The sequence below is a fragment of the Streptomyces sp. NPDC018964 genome (assembly GCF_044390325.1).
Taxonomy (GTDB): Bacteria; Actinomycetota; Actinomycetes; order Streptomycetales; family Streptomycetaceae; genus Streptomyces.
This window is the reverse complement of the sequence record NZ_JBIRYZ010000022.1, coordinates 102,828-116,152: the sequence shown is the minus strand read 5'-3', so window position 1 is coordinate 116,152 and position 13,325 is coordinate 102,828. Positions and strand designations below refer to the sequence as shown.

General features: G+C 71.5%; 17 protein-coding genes and 1 tRNA gene. 4 read left to right on the top strand and 14 right to left on the bottom strand.

Annotated features, from left to right (window positions below; all coding sequences use genetic code 11):
- Positions 1-93 precede the first annotated feature (93 nt).
- From ACH5AO_RS28965 to ACH5AO_RS28950, 4 genes are all read right to left on the bottom strand, one after another.
- Positions 94-273 carry a hypothetical protein gene (locus tag ACH5AO_RS28965; RefSeq protein ID WP_398929709.1) on the bottom strand — a complete coding sequence of 60 codons (180 nt, stop codon included), beginning with the start codon at positions 271-273 and terminating at the stop codon, positions 94-96.
- 76 nt (positions 274-349) lie between these two features.
- A complete protein-coding gene (locus ACH5AO_RS28960) occupies positions 350-1,234 on the bottom strand; it encodes an SDR family oxidoreductase (RefSeq protein WP_398929707.1) in 885 nt (294 codons plus the stop codon).
- Complete coding sequence (locus ACH5AO_RS28955) at positions 1,231-2,223, bottom strand: alpha/beta fold hydrolase (protein ID WP_398929705.1); 993 nt, start codon at positions 2,221-2,223, stop codon at positions 1,231-1,233. Before ACH5AO_RS28955 ends, ACH5AO_RS28960 begins: the two co-directional genes overlap by 4 nt.
- Complete coding sequence (locus ACH5AO_RS28950; RefSeq protein ID WP_398929703.1) at positions 2,220-3,755, bottom strand: flavin-containing monooxygenase; 1,536 nt, start codon at positions 3,753-3,755, stop codon at positions 2,220-2,222. Before ACH5AO_RS28950 ends, ACH5AO_RS28955 begins: the two co-directional genes overlap by 4 nt.
- A 177-nt stretch (positions 3,756-3,932) precedes the next feature.
- Between ACH5AO_RS28950 and ACH5AO_RS28945 the strand changes: the two genes are divergently transcribed.
- A complete protein-coding gene (locus tag ACH5AO_RS28945) occupies positions 3,933-4,553 on the top strand; it encodes a MerR family transcriptional regulator (RefSeq protein WP_398929750.1) in 621 nt (206 codons plus the stop codon).
- Here the strand turns inward: ACH5AO_RS28945 and ACH5AO_RS28940 are convergent.
- Both ACH5AO_RS28940 and ACH5AO_RS28935 read right to left on the bottom strand, forming a co-directional pair.
- Positions 4,550-5,035 (bottom strand): NUDIX hydrolase, encoded by a 486-nt coding sequence (locus ACH5AO_RS28940; RefSeq protein ID WP_398929701.1) that lies wholly within the window; start codon positions 5,033-5,035, stop codon positions 4,550-4,552. The genes ACH5AO_RS28945 and ACH5AO_RS28940 overlap by 4 nt on opposite strands.
- Entirely contained in the window at positions 5,035-5,847 is an 813-nt protein-coding gene (locus ACH5AO_RS28935; protein ID WP_398929699.1) for an exodeoxyribonuclease III, read from the bottom strand. The genes ACH5AO_RS28940 and ACH5AO_RS28935 overlap by 1 nt, the downstream gene beginning before the upstream one ends.
- Before the next feature lie 50 nt (positions 5,848-5,897).
- Between ACH5AO_RS28935 and ACH5AO_RS28930 the strand changes: the two genes are divergently transcribed.
- Complete coding sequence (locus ACH5AO_RS28930) at positions 5,898-6,374, top strand: GNAT family N-acetyltransferase (protein WP_398929697.1); 477 nt, start codon at positions 5,898-5,900, stop codon at positions 6,372-6,374.
- A gap of 13 nt (positions 6,375-6,387) precedes the next feature.
- On the opposite strand, the gene ACH5AO_RS28925 is transcribed toward ACH5AO_RS28930, so the two are convergent.
- From ACH5AO_RS28925 to ACH5AO_RS28915, 3 genes are all read right to left on the bottom strand, one after another.
- Complete coding sequence (locus ACH5AO_RS28925; protein WP_398929695.1) at positions 6,388-6,714, bottom strand: hypothetical protein; 327 nt, start codon at positions 6,712-6,714, stop codon at positions 6,388-6,390.
- A complete protein-coding gene (locus ACH5AO_RS28920; protein ID WP_398929694.1) occupies positions 6,711-7,058 on the bottom strand; it encodes a hypothetical protein in 348 nt (115 codons plus the stop codon). The genes ACH5AO_RS28925 and ACH5AO_RS28920 overlap by 4 nt, the downstream gene beginning before the upstream one ends.
- Before the next feature lie 110 nt (positions 7,059-7,168).
- Positions 7,169-7,522, bottom strand: a complete 354-nt coding sequence (locus tag ACH5AO_RS28915) for a hypothetical protein (protein WP_398929748.1) — start codon at positions 7,520-7,522, stop codon at positions 7,169-7,171.
- A gap of 483 nt (positions 7,523-8,005) precedes the next feature.
- On the opposite strand from ACH5AO_RS28915, the gene ACH5AO_RS28910 reads away from it, so the two are divergent.
- Positions 8,006-8,299: a GntR family transcriptional regulator gene (locus tag ACH5AO_RS28910; protein WP_398929692.1), complete on the top strand. Its 294-nt coding sequence runs from the start codon at positions 8,006-8,008 to the stop codon at positions 8,297-8,299.
- A gap of 350 nt (positions 8,300-8,649) precedes the next feature.
- Positions 8,650-9,927: a ricin-type beta-trefoil lectin domain protein gene (locus tag ACH5AO_RS28905; protein ID WP_398929690.1), complete on the top strand. Its 1,278-nt coding sequence runs from the start codon at positions 8,650-8,652 to the stop codon at positions 9,925-9,927.
- Between the two features lie 138 nt (positions 9,928-10,065).
- Here the strand turns inward: ACH5AO_RS28905 and ACH5AO_RS28900 are convergent.
- The 5 genes from ACH5AO_RS28900 to moaC form a co-directional block, all read right to left on the bottom strand.
- Positions 10,066-10,139: transfer RNA gene (locus ACH5AO_RS28900), tRNA-Ala, on the bottom strand.
- 60 nt (positions 10,140-10,199) lie between these two features.
- A complete protein-coding gene (gene glpR / locus ACH5AO_RS28895) occupies positions 10,200-11,402 on the bottom strand; it encodes a gephyrin-like molybdotransferase receptor GlpR (RefSeq protein WP_398929688.1) in 1,203 nt (400 codons plus the stop codon).
- A 171-nt stretch (positions 11,403-11,573) separates the two neighbouring features.
- Positions 11,574-12,212, bottom strand: coding sequence for a GNAT family N-acetyltransferase (locus ACH5AO_RS28890; protein ID WP_398929686.1), 639 nt, complete (start codon positions 12,210-12,212; stop codon positions 11,574-11,576).
- Positions 12,213-12,238: 26 nt separating this feature from the next.
- Positions 12,239-12,784: a molybdenum cofactor biosynthesis protein B gene (locus ACH5AO_RS28885; RefSeq protein WP_398929684.1), complete on the bottom strand. Its 546-nt coding sequence runs from the start codon at positions 12,782-12,784 to the stop codon at positions 12,239-12,241.
- Positions 12,781-13,293 carry a cyclic pyranopterin monophosphate synthase MoaC gene (gene moaC / locus ACH5AO_RS28880; protein ID WP_398929682.1) on the bottom strand — a complete coding sequence of 171 codons (513 nt, stop codon included), beginning with the start codon at positions 13,291-13,293 and terminating at the stop codon, positions 12,781-12,783. The genes ACH5AO_RS28885 and moaC overlap by 4 nt, the downstream gene beginning before the upstream one ends.
- Positions 13,294-13,325 lie beyond the last annotated feature (32 nt).

Here is a 13,325-nt window from a genome sequence, read left to right as displayed (position 1 = left end):
ACGTGAGAAGGGGTGCCCCTTCGCCATAGGGCACCCCTTCCACTGCGGCGCATGATGCGTTCAGACGCGTTCAGGCGTCCTCAGCGCTCGACGTCAGACGTCGTAGTCCTGGTCGAAGCGCTCCTCGGACTCCCGTCGGCGCCGCTGCTCGTCCATGTCCTCGTCCCGCCGGCGGCCGCGGTTCTGCAGCTGCTCCTTGCCCTGCTGGGCGCGCTGCCTGGCCTGCTGCTGGAGCTGCTCGGACTTCTCCTGGAACTGGTCCTTCATACCCATGTGGGTTCACTCCCGTTGTGGGGTGGGGGAACTTGCCCGACCAGATTCACACGGCCCGTCACCCCCCGCATGTCGATCAGTCACGGACCGTGTTCCGGTGCTGTTCGTCGGCGTTGCCGCCCGCCCCGACCAGCCCCGTGCGGACGCCCGCGAGCCGGTCTCCGAACCGCCTCATCTCCCGCTGCCCCACGGTCCCGATCACCGCGGGCAGACACCCGCGCACGCCCTGCATCCCGCGCAGCCACCACTGCCCGTACACATGGCTCGCCCGCCGCTCGATGCCGGCCACCAGCCGGTCCACCGCGGGCCCCGGCGGGTAGGTCTTGTTCGACGGCCACGGCAGCCGCTGCCTCAACTCCCGCATCACGTCGTCCTGATCAGCCCCGCGCACCATGTCGGTGTCGGTCCACGAGAGGTATCCGACGCCCACCTTCACGCCCCGGTGCCCGACTTCGGCGCGCAGCGCGTGCGCGTACGCCTCCACACCGGACTTGGAGGCGCAGTACGCCGTCATCATCGGCGCGGGGGTGATCGCCGCGAGGGAGGCGATCTGGAGCAGGTAGCCCCGGCTCTCGACGAGCAGCGGCAGGAACGCCCGCGCGGTGACCGCCGATCCGATCAGGTTCACCTCTATCACCCGCCGCCAGGACTCCGGATCGGAGTCGGCGAACGGACCGCCCGTCGCCACACCGGCGTTGGCGACCACGATGTCGGCCCGGCCGAACCGCTCGCGGACCTTCCCGGCGACCTCGGTCATCGCCTCGTGGTCGGTGACGTCCGCGCACCAGTGGTCGCTGTCGCCGTGCAGCCGCGCGGAGACGTCCTTCAGCGCGTCCGGCTCCAGCCCGACCAGCGCCACCCGCGCCCCGCGCGCGGAAAGCTTGCGGGCCAGCAACTCCCCCACCCCGCGGGCCGCTCCGGTGACGACGGCGACCCTTCCTTCGAGACTGCCCCTGCTCATGCGCTCTCCTCGACGGCGGGTACGGCGGGTACGGCTGGTGCGGCGGGTACGGCGGGTACGGCGGGTGCGGGAGGTGCGACGGGTACGGCGGGTACGTGGGCGGCGGCCAGGGCCCGGATCTTCCCGGTGACCGGATCTGGCGCCTCGACCGGGGTCATGTGGCCGATCCCGGGGAGTTCGGTGACGCCGAGGCAGTCGGGCAGCGCGGCGGCGATCGACCGGGCGTGCACGGGCGGGGTGAGCCGGTCCGCGCCGCCGGCGACGATCTCGACCGGTACGCGCAACTCCGTGAGGGAGTGGTCGAGATCGAGCCCGTCGAGCACGCGTGACCAGGCGTGGCGTGCCGCGCGCGGGCAGGCGTGCACGATGCGGGCGCACGCCTCCACCATCTCCGGGGTGGAAGCGGGGCCCATCGTCGCGTACTTGAGGATCCGGCGGGCGAGCGGCGTGACCGGCCCGAGCGGGGCCCGGGAGCCGAGGACGCGCCCGGTCAGCCAGGTCCGTATCCGCCCCGGCCGCAGCGGCAGCACCGTCGACTCGGCGACCAGCCGCGAACTGCCCGTGCTGCACAACAGGACGGCGGCCACGTGCGCGCGGAACGCGGGCCTGCCGGCGGCGGCCATCACCGTCATCCCGCCCATGGAGTGCCCGGCGACCACGGCCCGTTCGCCGGGCGCGAGGGTGGCGGTGAGGACGGCCTCGAGGTCGTCGGCGAGCGCGTCGGTGCCGCACACCGGGCTCGCGGGGGTACGTCCGTGGCCGCGCTGGTCGTAGGCGATGACCCGGTGGTCGGCGGCCAGTTCGCGGATCTGCGCCGCCCAGAAGGCGGTCGAGCAGGTCCAGCCGTGGGCGAGGACGACCGCCGGCGCCTCCTCGGGGCCGTGCACCTCGACGTGCAGCCGGGTGCCGTCGGCGGAGCGGGCGGTCAGCTCACGGGCGGCGACGGGCAGGGCGTACGGCCCGGAGGTGACGTGGGCGACGCGGCTCACGCGGTCACCCCGGTGTTCTCCCGGGTGTCCTCCGCCGCGGTGGGGACGTTGCGCAGCACGGCGTACTCGGCGAGGTCGACCCGCCGGGTCTCCCGCCGGAACTCGCTCGTCGTACCGGGCCAGATGGCGGTGTTGCGCCCGTTCTCGTCGAGGTACCAGCTGGTGCAGCCGCCGGTGTTCCACACCGTGCGCTTCATCCGCTCCTGCACCCGGTGGTTCCAGGCCCGTACGGCGCTCGGCCGGGCGTCGAGGGCGACCCGGCCGCCGAGGACGTCCAACTGGCGCAGGTAGTCGGCCAGGTAGTTCAGCTGGGACTCGATCATCAGGATCATGGAGGAGTTCCCGAGGCCGGTGTTGGGCCCGATGATCGTCATCCAGTTGGGGAACCCGGCGGCGGTCGCGCCGCGCAGGGACTGGATCCCGTCCGCCCAGCTCTCGGCGAGGGTCCTGCCCTCCGCGCCCACGACCCGCTCGGCGATGGGCATGTCGGTGACGTGGAAGCCGGTCCCGAACACGATCGCGTCGACCTCGGCCTCGCTCCCGTCGGCGCCGACGACGGTCGACCCGCGCACCTCGCTCAGCCCGCTCGCGACGACGTCCACGTTGGGCCGCGCGAGCGCCGGATAGTACGTGCTCGACAGCAGGATCCGCTTGCAGCCGATGCGGTAGTCGGGGGTGAGTCTGGCGCGCAGGGCCGGGTCCTTGATCGCGCGGCTCATGTTGCGCTTGGCCAGCCGCTCGACGAAGCCGAGCTCGCCGGGGTGCTTGGTGAACGCCTGGACCTGCAGCTCCCTGATGCCCCAGAGCAGTCCGCGGCGCAGCTTGGCGGTGACGGGCAGCGCCCGGTGCAGGGCGCGCTCGGCGCCGCTGACGGGCCGGTCGACGCGGGGCAGGACCCAGGCGGGGGTGCGCTGGAAGAGGGTGAGCCGTGACACCAGGGGCTGGATCGACGGCACGATCTGGATCGCGGACGCCCCGGTGCCGACCACGGCGACCCGCTTGCCGCGCAGGTCGTAGTCGTGGTCCCACCGGGCGGAGTGGAAGACCTTGCCGGGGAAGGTGTCGAGGCCGGGGACGTCCGGCAGCCTGGGCTCGGACAGCGGTCCGGTGGCGGAGACGACCACGTCCGCGCTGAGGTTCCCGCTGCTCGTCTCGATCTCCCACCGCATCCGCTCGCCGTCCCACACCATCCGCTTCACCTCCGAGTCGAAGCGGATGTGGGGCCGCAGGCCGAAGACGTCGGTGACGTGCTCCAGGTAGGCGCGGATGTGCCGCTGCCCGGAGAAGGAGCGGGGCCAGTCGGGATTGGGCGCGAAGGAGAACGAGTACAGGTGCGACGGCACGTCGCACGCGCACCCGGGATAGCTGTTGTCGCGCCAGGTGCCGCCGACGCTGCTCGCCCGTTCCAGGACGACGAAGTCGGTGATCCCCTCGCGCCGCAGCCGCACGGCGGCCCCGAGCCCGCCGAATCCGGACCCGACCACCGCCACTCGTACATGCTCGTGACCCTGTTCGTGCTCGTGCTCGGCCATCCCGAAGCCTCCACGCGTCGCTCAGAACTCCGCCAGTGAACACTGGCGCAATGGGGAGCGTAGAGCAGCTCCCTACCGATGGGTAGGGGGCGCGCCAGGAAAGTTACCGCCGGTACGTCCTAGGCTTCAGGCGTGGCGGAAGACAGCGGAGTACCCGGTGAGCGGCGCGAGTACCGCATGGACGAGCTGGCCGGGCTGGCCGGCATCACGGTGCGCACGCTGCGCTTCTACCGCGAGCGCAAGCTGATCCCGCCACCGCGCCGCGAGGGCCGCATCGCCTGGTACGACGACCACCACCTGGCCCGGCTGCGCACGATCACGGCGCTCCTGGAACGCGGCCACACCCTGAACGGCATAGCGGAACTCGCCGAGGCCTTCGACCACGGCCGCGACGTCGGCGAACTCCTCGGCATGGACGCCCCCACCGAGGAGACCCCGGTCCGCCTCACCCCCGAGGAACTCGCCGACCACTTCGCCGGCGAGGTCACCCCGGAGAACCTGGCCGCCGCGCTCGACCTCGGCTACCTCGGCGTCGACGGCGAGGAGATCGTCCACATCAGCCGGCGCCTGCTGGACGTGTCGTCGGCCCTGGTCCGCGAGGGCATCCCGCTCGGGGAGGTGCTCCGTGCCGGCGCGGAGGTCCGCACCCACGCCGACGCCCTGGCCGACCTCTTCGCCGGCCTGATCCTCCGCCACGCCCCCGAGGAGTCCCTCCACCGCCTGCGCCCGCTGGCCCGCGGTGTGGTGGACGCGGAACTGTCCCTAGCCCTGGACCGGCGCCTGCGCAAACGGGACTAGGGGTTCTTCACATATCCGAGGTCGACGGGCGCCACCGGCGGCCCGTCCCGCCGCACACGCGCCAGCAGCTCCGGCAACTGCGGCGGCCACAACGGCTCCGTGTCCCCCGCCAGCTCCTCCGGCGACCACCAGCGCCACCGCAGGATCCGGTCCTCGGCGTGCGCGGCGGCGAGGTCTCCCGTGAGGTCGCGCCGGGGACCGTGGGCGAGGAAGATGTGCTCGCTCTGCCGCACCGGAACACCGGCCCGGGTGAAGTCGTGTTCCCACAGACACAGCACGGTGCCGTCGAGCGCTATGTCGTCCCACCCGGTTTCCTCGCGCAGCTCCCGCCGCGCGGCCTGCTCGGGCGTCTCCCCTGGCTCCATGCCGCCACCGGGCATCGCCCAGTGGACACCGACCTCGTCATTGTCGTACCGGAACATGAAGACGGCCCCGTCCGGATCCAGCACGGCGACCCGGGCGGCCTGCCTGGGCGTCCGCATCAGCTCACGCCCTGCTCGTAGACCACCGTCACGGGCGCGTGGTCCGACCACCGCTCGGCGTACGTGGCCGCGCGCTCGACACGGGCATCGACCGCCCGTCCCGCGAGTCCTGGGGTCGCCATCTGGTAGTCGATCCTCCACCCGGTGTCGTTGTCGAAGGCGCGCCCCCGGTAGGACCACCAGGAGTACGGCCCGTCCACGTCCGGATGCAGCGCCCGTACGACGTCGACGTACCCGCCGTCCGCCGGATCGAGCACCCGGGACAGCCACTCCCGCTCCTCCGGCAGGAACCCGGAACTCTTGCTGTTCCCACGCCAGTTCTTCAGGTCGGTCTTCTCATGGGCGATGTTCCAGTCCCCGCACACGACGACCTCCCGCCCGCCTGCGGCGGCCCGCTCCCGCAGCCCTTTGAGATGGACGAGGAACTGGTCCATGAACCGGACCTTCTCCTCCTGCCGCTCGGTCCCGACCTCCCCGGACGGCAGATAGAGCGAGGCGACGGTCACCCCGGGCAGATCGACCTCCACGTACCGCCCGCTGTCGTCGAACTCGTCCGACCCGAACCCCACCCGAACGCGCTCGGGCTCACGCCGGGTGTACAGGGACACCCCCGCACGCCCCTTGGCGGCGGCGGGCACGTGCACGACGTGCCACCCCTCGGGCTCCCGCACCTGCTCCGGCAGTTGCTTCGCCTCCGCCCGCACCTCCTGCAGGCACAGCACATCGGCGGAGGTCCCGGCCAGCCACTCCACGAAGCCCTTCTTGGCGGCGGCCCGCAGTCCATTGACGTTGACGGAGGTCACAGTGAGCATCAGGGCACGATACGACACTCCAGGTCCGGGCGTGTTTTACGGTGTTCGGCATGGAAATCCGCCCGGTCCCCTACGACCACCCCGACGCCGTGAAACTGGACGCAGAGGTCCAGGCCGAGTACCACGTCCGCTACGGCGACGGCGGCGACGCCACCCCCATGGACCCGGCGGACTTCCGTCCCCCGAACGGCACCTACCTGATCGCCTACGACGAGGCGGGCGTCCCCGTGGCCTCCGGCGGCTGGCGCGCCCAGGACACCAACGACGAGGGCAACCGGGACGGCGACGCCGAGCTGAAGCGCATGTACGTGACCGAGCAGATGCGCGGCCGGGGCCTGGCCCGCCGCATCCTGGCCGCCCTGGAGGAGGACGCCCGCGCGGCCGGCCGCGTCCGCATGGTCCTGGAGACCGGCACCAAGCAGCCGGAGGCCATCGCCCTGTACACCTCCAGCGGCTACGAACCCTGCGAGAAGTTCGGCTACTACCGCTTCCACGAGGAGAGCCTCTGCTACGCGAAGGCGCTCTGAGACCGGCGCCGGGTCATTGCCAGAAGATCTCTTCCACGATGATCTGGGGATCCTCCGTACGCCGAATGAAGGTGTAGCGCAGCCAGCCGTGCCCATGACCGAAGAAGAGGATGCGAGGGCCCTTCGGAACGCTGGACCGGACCGGCCGGACCCTCATGCCGTCGGGAAGGTCCGCATCCGTACCGATGCCCCGGAAGTACGGGTCCTTCGCCGTGACAAGTTCAGCGCGCACGGCGTCGACCGTCTTCCGCACATGCTCGGGCAGGGTGTCGCGAACGGCCTGGGCCTTGAGCGTCCAGTCCATCTGCCACGGCGGCCCCATGAACCCGTTGTCGGTCACTGACCAGGCTCCAGCCGCTGTACCTCGTGCCGGATGTGGGAGGCTTCTTCCAGGAGTGCCTTGGCCTCGGCGATGTCGGTGGCCTCTGCCGCACGGTGGTGAAGATCAGCCATATGGGCGTCGAGTTCCGGATCTCGTGCGACCGCGTACTCACCCCACCAGCGGGCCATGAACGCGGGCACCGTGCTGATGTCATACGCGTCCGCGACGGCCCACTTCCAGTGCTCGTCGAAGTCCGGAAGAAGCTGGGGAGCGTGCTGAGCAATGGCAGCACGCAGCGCCTTCGGGTTCCGCTCGGGCATGGGGGGAACGGCCGGCGTGGACTCTGCTGCGTGTGCGGTCATGACCGGGGGTACTCCTTCGTGCTCTTTCGGTGCACCGTGCCTACGACGATAGCCCGCCTCGACGACCCGGGTGAGCCGTTCGATACCGACCCACTGCACAGCCCGGGGACTCATGAGCACGCCCCCGAGGTGCGGTCGCCGGTTCCGCTGCTGGCGGCGCTTCCCGTGTCATGCGCGTCCGGCGAGGGCAGGCGCCGGCCCCGGGACTTCGCGACGCGTAGTGCGTCAGCCAGACACTCGGCGAGCCGGACGGCGGTATAGCGCACCTCGACGTTCGGGGACAGGGGGTCGTCCAGCACCCGTCGGGCACGGCCGAGCATCTCCAGGCCGTCGGCCAACTGCCGTGCCTCCGTCTCGTCGGCCAGCCGCGAGACGTGGCCGCCCTCGACACCGCCTGCGAGGAAACAAGGTTTGCCGTCCGGCGATGACCAGGGAAGCAGCCTCAGCGAGGGGGGCGACTCCATCACGCGGCCGCCCTCTCCGCGCCGGGGACATACTGATCGAAGTCGCTCCCGAAGCCGACGGTCGGCACAAGCGTGCCCCGGCGACGCCACTGCCGTGCCCGTTCTGCCTCCTGGGCAACGAGGTACGGGCGAACGAGCCGGGACTCCGCTCCGTCGAGCGGGGGGTGCAGGCAATACGGGGAGCGGTGGAGCGGGAGACGGGCGAAGTCGGTGGGGCGGACGGTGGCGTACGTGGGGCGGAAGTCGCCCACGCGGTGGGTTCCGGTACCGGGGCCGATGAGAAGGCCCAGCCACCGGACGATACGGCGGATAAGGTCATGCATGTTGACGCTCCGATTCAGCGTTGACCACACCCCGGGGCCCTGCCAGGCCGCCGGGGTTTCACCTCAACACCTTTGCATCAGGACGCGTTAGGTAGCAATAGGAAGCATACGGTTGCACCCGTACGTGGTGGGGTGCTTTTCCTCGCTTTAGCGTGCAGGCATGGCCGATGAGCGTGAGTGGAGACCCGACCCGACGAGTCACGTCTACGTGTATCTGCAGGTCGTACACCACATCGCGGAACAGATCCGGTCGGGGCGGCTACGAGCGGGTGCGCGCCTTCCCGCCGAGCGTGACCTTGCGGAGCAGTACGGCGTGGCCGTCAACACCGTCCGCCGAGCCGTCCGTGACCTGCGTGACCGAGGGCTGGTCATCACCGTCCCCATCAAGGGCACGTTCGTACGTCCCGAAGCGTCCTCCGAGGCACCCGGAAGCGAGGACGGGACCGTCGGCTGAGAGCCGACGCGCCGCCGGACGCCCCCAGGCCCGTCTCCTGCCGAGGCTCGACCTTCACATCTCCGTCTCACCCAACCGCTCTGCGCTCGGCGGCATATCGCGGAGGCCCACGGTGATCCTGAACCGCTGGCCGCGTCGGTCCGTTCCGCCCCCGCCTGCTTAAGTCGTCCTTAAACGCTCATTAAGCGATCAGCCACAGGCTTTAGAGCGTCAAATAATCGCAGGTCAGAGCCAGTTAGAACACAAACCGGACAGTTGGTTGCACCGTCAACCGTCCGTAGCATCGGGGCTCCCCACTACCTACCCCCACTCCCCCACGCAACTTCCCCACAGACAAGGTGTGTTCAGTCATGGCCGCTCACCGCGCACGCCGGTGGTCGATCGGCGGGCTCGTCCTGCTGGTCTCCACCGCGGTCGTCGCCGCCTTCGCCCTCCTCACCACAGGCCCGTCCGCCGACCGGGCCGACGCCGCCACCACCGCGCTGACCTGGTCCGACGAGTTCGACGGCCCGGCCGGCAGCGCCCCGGACCCCGGCAAGTGGACGCTGGAGACCGGCGGCAGCGGCAACGGAAACCACGAGCTGCAGTACTACCGGAACAGCAGGGACAACGCCGCCCTCGACGGCAACGGCAACCTCGTCATCACCGCCCGCAAGAACACCGACCCCGGGCTCCAGTGCTGGTACGGCGCCTGCCAGTACACCTCCGCCCGCCTCAACACCGCCAAGACCTTCACCCAGGCCTACGGCCACTTCGAGGCCCGCATCAAGGTGCCCCGCGGTCAGGGCATGTGGCCCGCGTTCTGGATGCTCGGCGACGACCTGGGCACGGCCGGATGGCCGAACAGCGGTGAGATCGACATCATGGAGAACGTCGGTTACGAACCCGGCGTCGTCCACGGCACCGTCCACGGCCCCGGCTACTCCGGTGGCGGCGGCATCGGCGCCGCGTACACGCTCCCGGGCGGCGCGGCCTTCGCCGACGGTTTCCACGTCTTCGCGGTCGACTGGAGCCCCGAGAAGATCACCTGGTCCGTCGACGGCACCACCTACCAGACCCGCACCCCCGCCGACCTCGGCGGCAAGAAGTGGGTCTACGACCACCCGTTCTTCCTCATCCTCAACCTCGCCGTCGGCGGCGACTGGCCCGGCAGCCCGAACGCCGGCACCGCGTTCCCGCAGACGATGACCATCGACTACGTACGCGTCTCCGCCTCCGGCGGCTCCTCCGGCAACGGCGGCACCACCAGGACCGGCGCCATCAAGGGCATCGGCGACATGTGCGTCGACGTCGCCGGCGCCTCGACCGCGGACGGGACCCCGATCCAGCTGCACGACTGCACCGGCGTCGACGCGCAGAAGTGGACTCTGGGCAGCGACGGCACCGTACGCGCCCTCGGCAAGTGCCTCGACGTACGCGGCGGCTCCACCGCGGACGGGGCACCCGTGCAGCTCTACACCTGCAACGGCACCAAGGCCCAGCAGTGGACCTACACCTCCGCCCGCGACCTGACCAACATCGGCGCGGACAAGTGCCTGGACGCCAAGGGCGGCTCCTCCGCCGACGGCACGCCCCTGCAGATCTGGACGTGCACCGGCACCGCCAACCAGAAGTGGACGGCCGCCTGACCCGACGGCCCACCGAGACCACGCCCCCGGCCCGATCCCGGACCGGGGGCGTTCTGTCGAAGTGCTCGGTACGAGCAGAGCGTTGGCATCACATGCCGAAGCCCCGGTCGGTGATACCGACCGGGGCTTCGAGCTGCGTGGACCTGAGGGGATTTGAACCCCTGGCCCCCTCGATGCGAACGAGGTGCGCTACCGGACTGCGCCACAGGCCCTTGCAACGAGTGAAACTTTAGCATCCCGATCGGGGTGCTCGGAAATCCGTCGGTCCGGCGCTACTCGTTGGCGGCCTTCGGGCGCTCCCCGTCCTCGTACTGGTCGAAGAGGGGGGTGCGGCCGCGTTCGCGGGAGCGGCGGGCCGAGGCCGCCCGGCGGGCGTCGCTGCGGTCGTCGGCGGGGGCGGCCGGGTCCGGGTCCGCTTCGTCGGACGGGTCCTGCGTCTCGTCCGCCGGCACGGCGCTGGAGCGGGCCGAGCTCCAGGTGTCCGGGGCGCCGAGGTCCACGTCGCCCGTGGCACGGGGGGCGACCGGGGCGGTCACGTACGTCGGGAGCGGTACCGGGACCGGGTCCCAGCTGTCGCCGCCCTGGCCGGGCCGGCGCTGCCGCTCACGCTGCTGGTCGACCCACTCGGCGTGGTCGGTCTGCTCGACGAGCGCGCGCCGGTCCGCGGCGAGCGCGGTGAGCCCCGGGTCGACGTCGTCCCCCGCTTCCGGTCCCTCCGGTTCGTCGGGGTCGGTGTCCTCGGCGGACGGGCGACGGCGCGGCTGGCGCTCCCGCTCGCGCAGCCGCTGCGCCGCGACCTCGGCCTGGCGGCGGTCCATCTGGTAGGCGAAGCGGCGGCGCTCCTGGGAGCGCAGATACGCGATGTACGCGCTCAGCAGCACGGCCGGCACACCGGGCGCCCACAGGAACGCGAGCCCGCCGACCGCCGCGACGATCGCGCCGAGCGTGAAGGCGGCGAAGAGCATCGTGGTGGTGCGCCGGCGGCGGGCGAGCGCCTTCGAGCGCTGGGCGCGCGCGGCGGCGGCCTGCGCCGCCCGGGCCCGCTGGGCGTCCGGTCCGCGACGGGCGGCCGGGACGCGCCTGCGCGCGGCGGCCGGTTCGGGCGCCTGCCGTTCCGCGCGTTCACGCGGGGGCCGGCCGGGTGCCGGTTCCGGCTGTTCCGCGGGAAGGGACGGTACGGGCGCCTGGGTCTGCGGACGGGTCTGGGACACGGCGAAGGCCCGGACGTCCACCGAGTCGGTGATCGCATCCGGGTCGTGGACGCTCCGCTCCCCCTCCTCGGAGGAGCGCGCCCGCAGGTCCTTGGCGTACCGGCGCTCCATGCCCGCCCGTCCGGACAGCAATCGGATGGCGGTGCTGAAGCGCTCCGTCGGACGGGCCTCGTTCAGCTCGTCCTGCCTACGGAGCCACATCGGCACCAAGTAGGCGGCCCAGGCCCCGACGATGACTGCGTAGATGAGGCCGCTGCTGCTCACGTCTCACACGGTAGAGGGGTTTGCACGGGGCCATCCGCCAATTGGGCCGGTGTGTCGCACGATCTGGCTGATATTTCGAACTTTTCTTGTGACCGATGCGATCGGGGACGACCCGAACCGGGAATTCCGCGCCGGAAGACGGTCACCCCTCACTCGAATTCGAACGTTTATTCAATTTCCGGGACCGTGCGGGATTCCCGGATCACGCCGCTCGTGGCCGGACCACCCCCCGGAGCGTGCCCGGCGCCACCGGTCGAGCAAACCGTCGGGCACTTCCTCCGCCGTGAGCGCGAAGACGAGATGGTCGCGCCAGGCCCCGTCGATGTGGAGATATCGGGGCCGCAGCCCCTCCTCGCGGAATCCGAGTTTCTCCACGACCCTGCGGCTCGGCCCGTTCTCGGGGCGAATGCAGACCTCGATGCGGTGCAGTCCGACGGTACGGAAACAGTGGTCCACGGCCATCGCCACGGCCGTCGGCACCACTCCGCGGCCGGCCACCGCCTCGTCCACCCAGTAGCCGACGTGACCCGAGCACATCGAGCCCCAGGTGATCCCGGCGACCGTCAACTGGCCGACGAGACGGCCCTGGTACTCGATGACGAACGGCAGCATCCGGCCCGCGTTCGCCTCCGACCTCAGGTGGCGGACCATCTGACGGTACGTCGGCCGGTGGGTGACCGGGCCGCTGGGCGTGGGCGGCGGGATCGTCGCCTCCCAGGGCCGCAGCCAGTCGCGGTTGCGCCGGTTGACCTCGCGCCAGGCCTTCTGGTCGCGCAGCCTTATCGGCCGGAGGACGATGTCGCCGTCCACCAGCTCGACCGGCCAGTGTGGGCTGTTCAGCTCGCACCCCCGCCGGTGGTGTCCGGCCTCGGGTGGTCCCCGCCGCGCAGCTGGTCCACGGCGTGCCTCAGCAGCGGCTCCAGGACGGCGAGACCGTCCTTCACCCCGCCGCTGGATCCCGGCAGGTTGACGATCAGCGTCCGGCCGCCCGCGACTCCCGCGAGGCCCCGGGAGAGGGCCGCCGTGGGCACCTTGTCCCGGCCCTGCGCCCGGATGGCCTCCGCGATGCCGGGGACCTCGTGGTCGATGACCCGGCGGGTCGCCTCGGGGGTGCGGTCGGTGGGTGAGACGCCGGTGCCGCCGGTGGTGACGATGACGTCGTAGGCGGCGTCGACGCCCGCGCGGAGGACCTCCTCCACGGGGTCGCCGTCGGGGACGACCCGCGGGCCGTCGACCGTGAAACCGAAGCGCCGCAGCCCCTCCGCGACCAGCGGGCCGCCCCTGTCCTCGTAGACGCCGGCGGCGGCCCGGTTGGAGGCCGTGACCACGAGCGCGCTGTACGGAGCGGGCAGCGCGCCGCCGGCCGGGGCGTCGAGAGTCATGCCCGGCTCCAGTCGCCCGACTTTCCGCCCGTCTTCTCCTCGACCCGCACGTCCGTGATGACCGCCTCCTTGTCGACCGCCTTGACCATGTCGATCACGGTGAGCGCGGCGACGGAGACCGCGGTGAGCGCCTCCATCTCGACGCCCGTGCGGTCCGTCGTCCTCACGGTCGCCGCGATCTCCACGGCGTCGTCCGCGACCGACAGGTCCAGTTTCACACCGGACACCGACAGCGGGTGACAGAGAGGGATCAGATCGGGGGTGCGTTTGGCGCCCATGATGCCCGCGATGCGCGCGGTGGCCAGCGCGTCGCCCTTGGGGACGCCCTCGCCGCGCAGCAGCTCGATCACGCGCGGTGAGACGAGGACGCGGCCGGTGGCCCGCGCGGTGCGCGCGGTGACGTCCTTGCCGGACACGTCGACCATGCGGGCGGCGCCCGCCTCGTCGATGTGGGTCAGGCGGGACGGGTCGGAGGGTCCGGGGGTCTCCCCCCGGGAAGGCACGGTCATGATCGTGTGGCGCTCCCGGTCCTGGCCCGTGG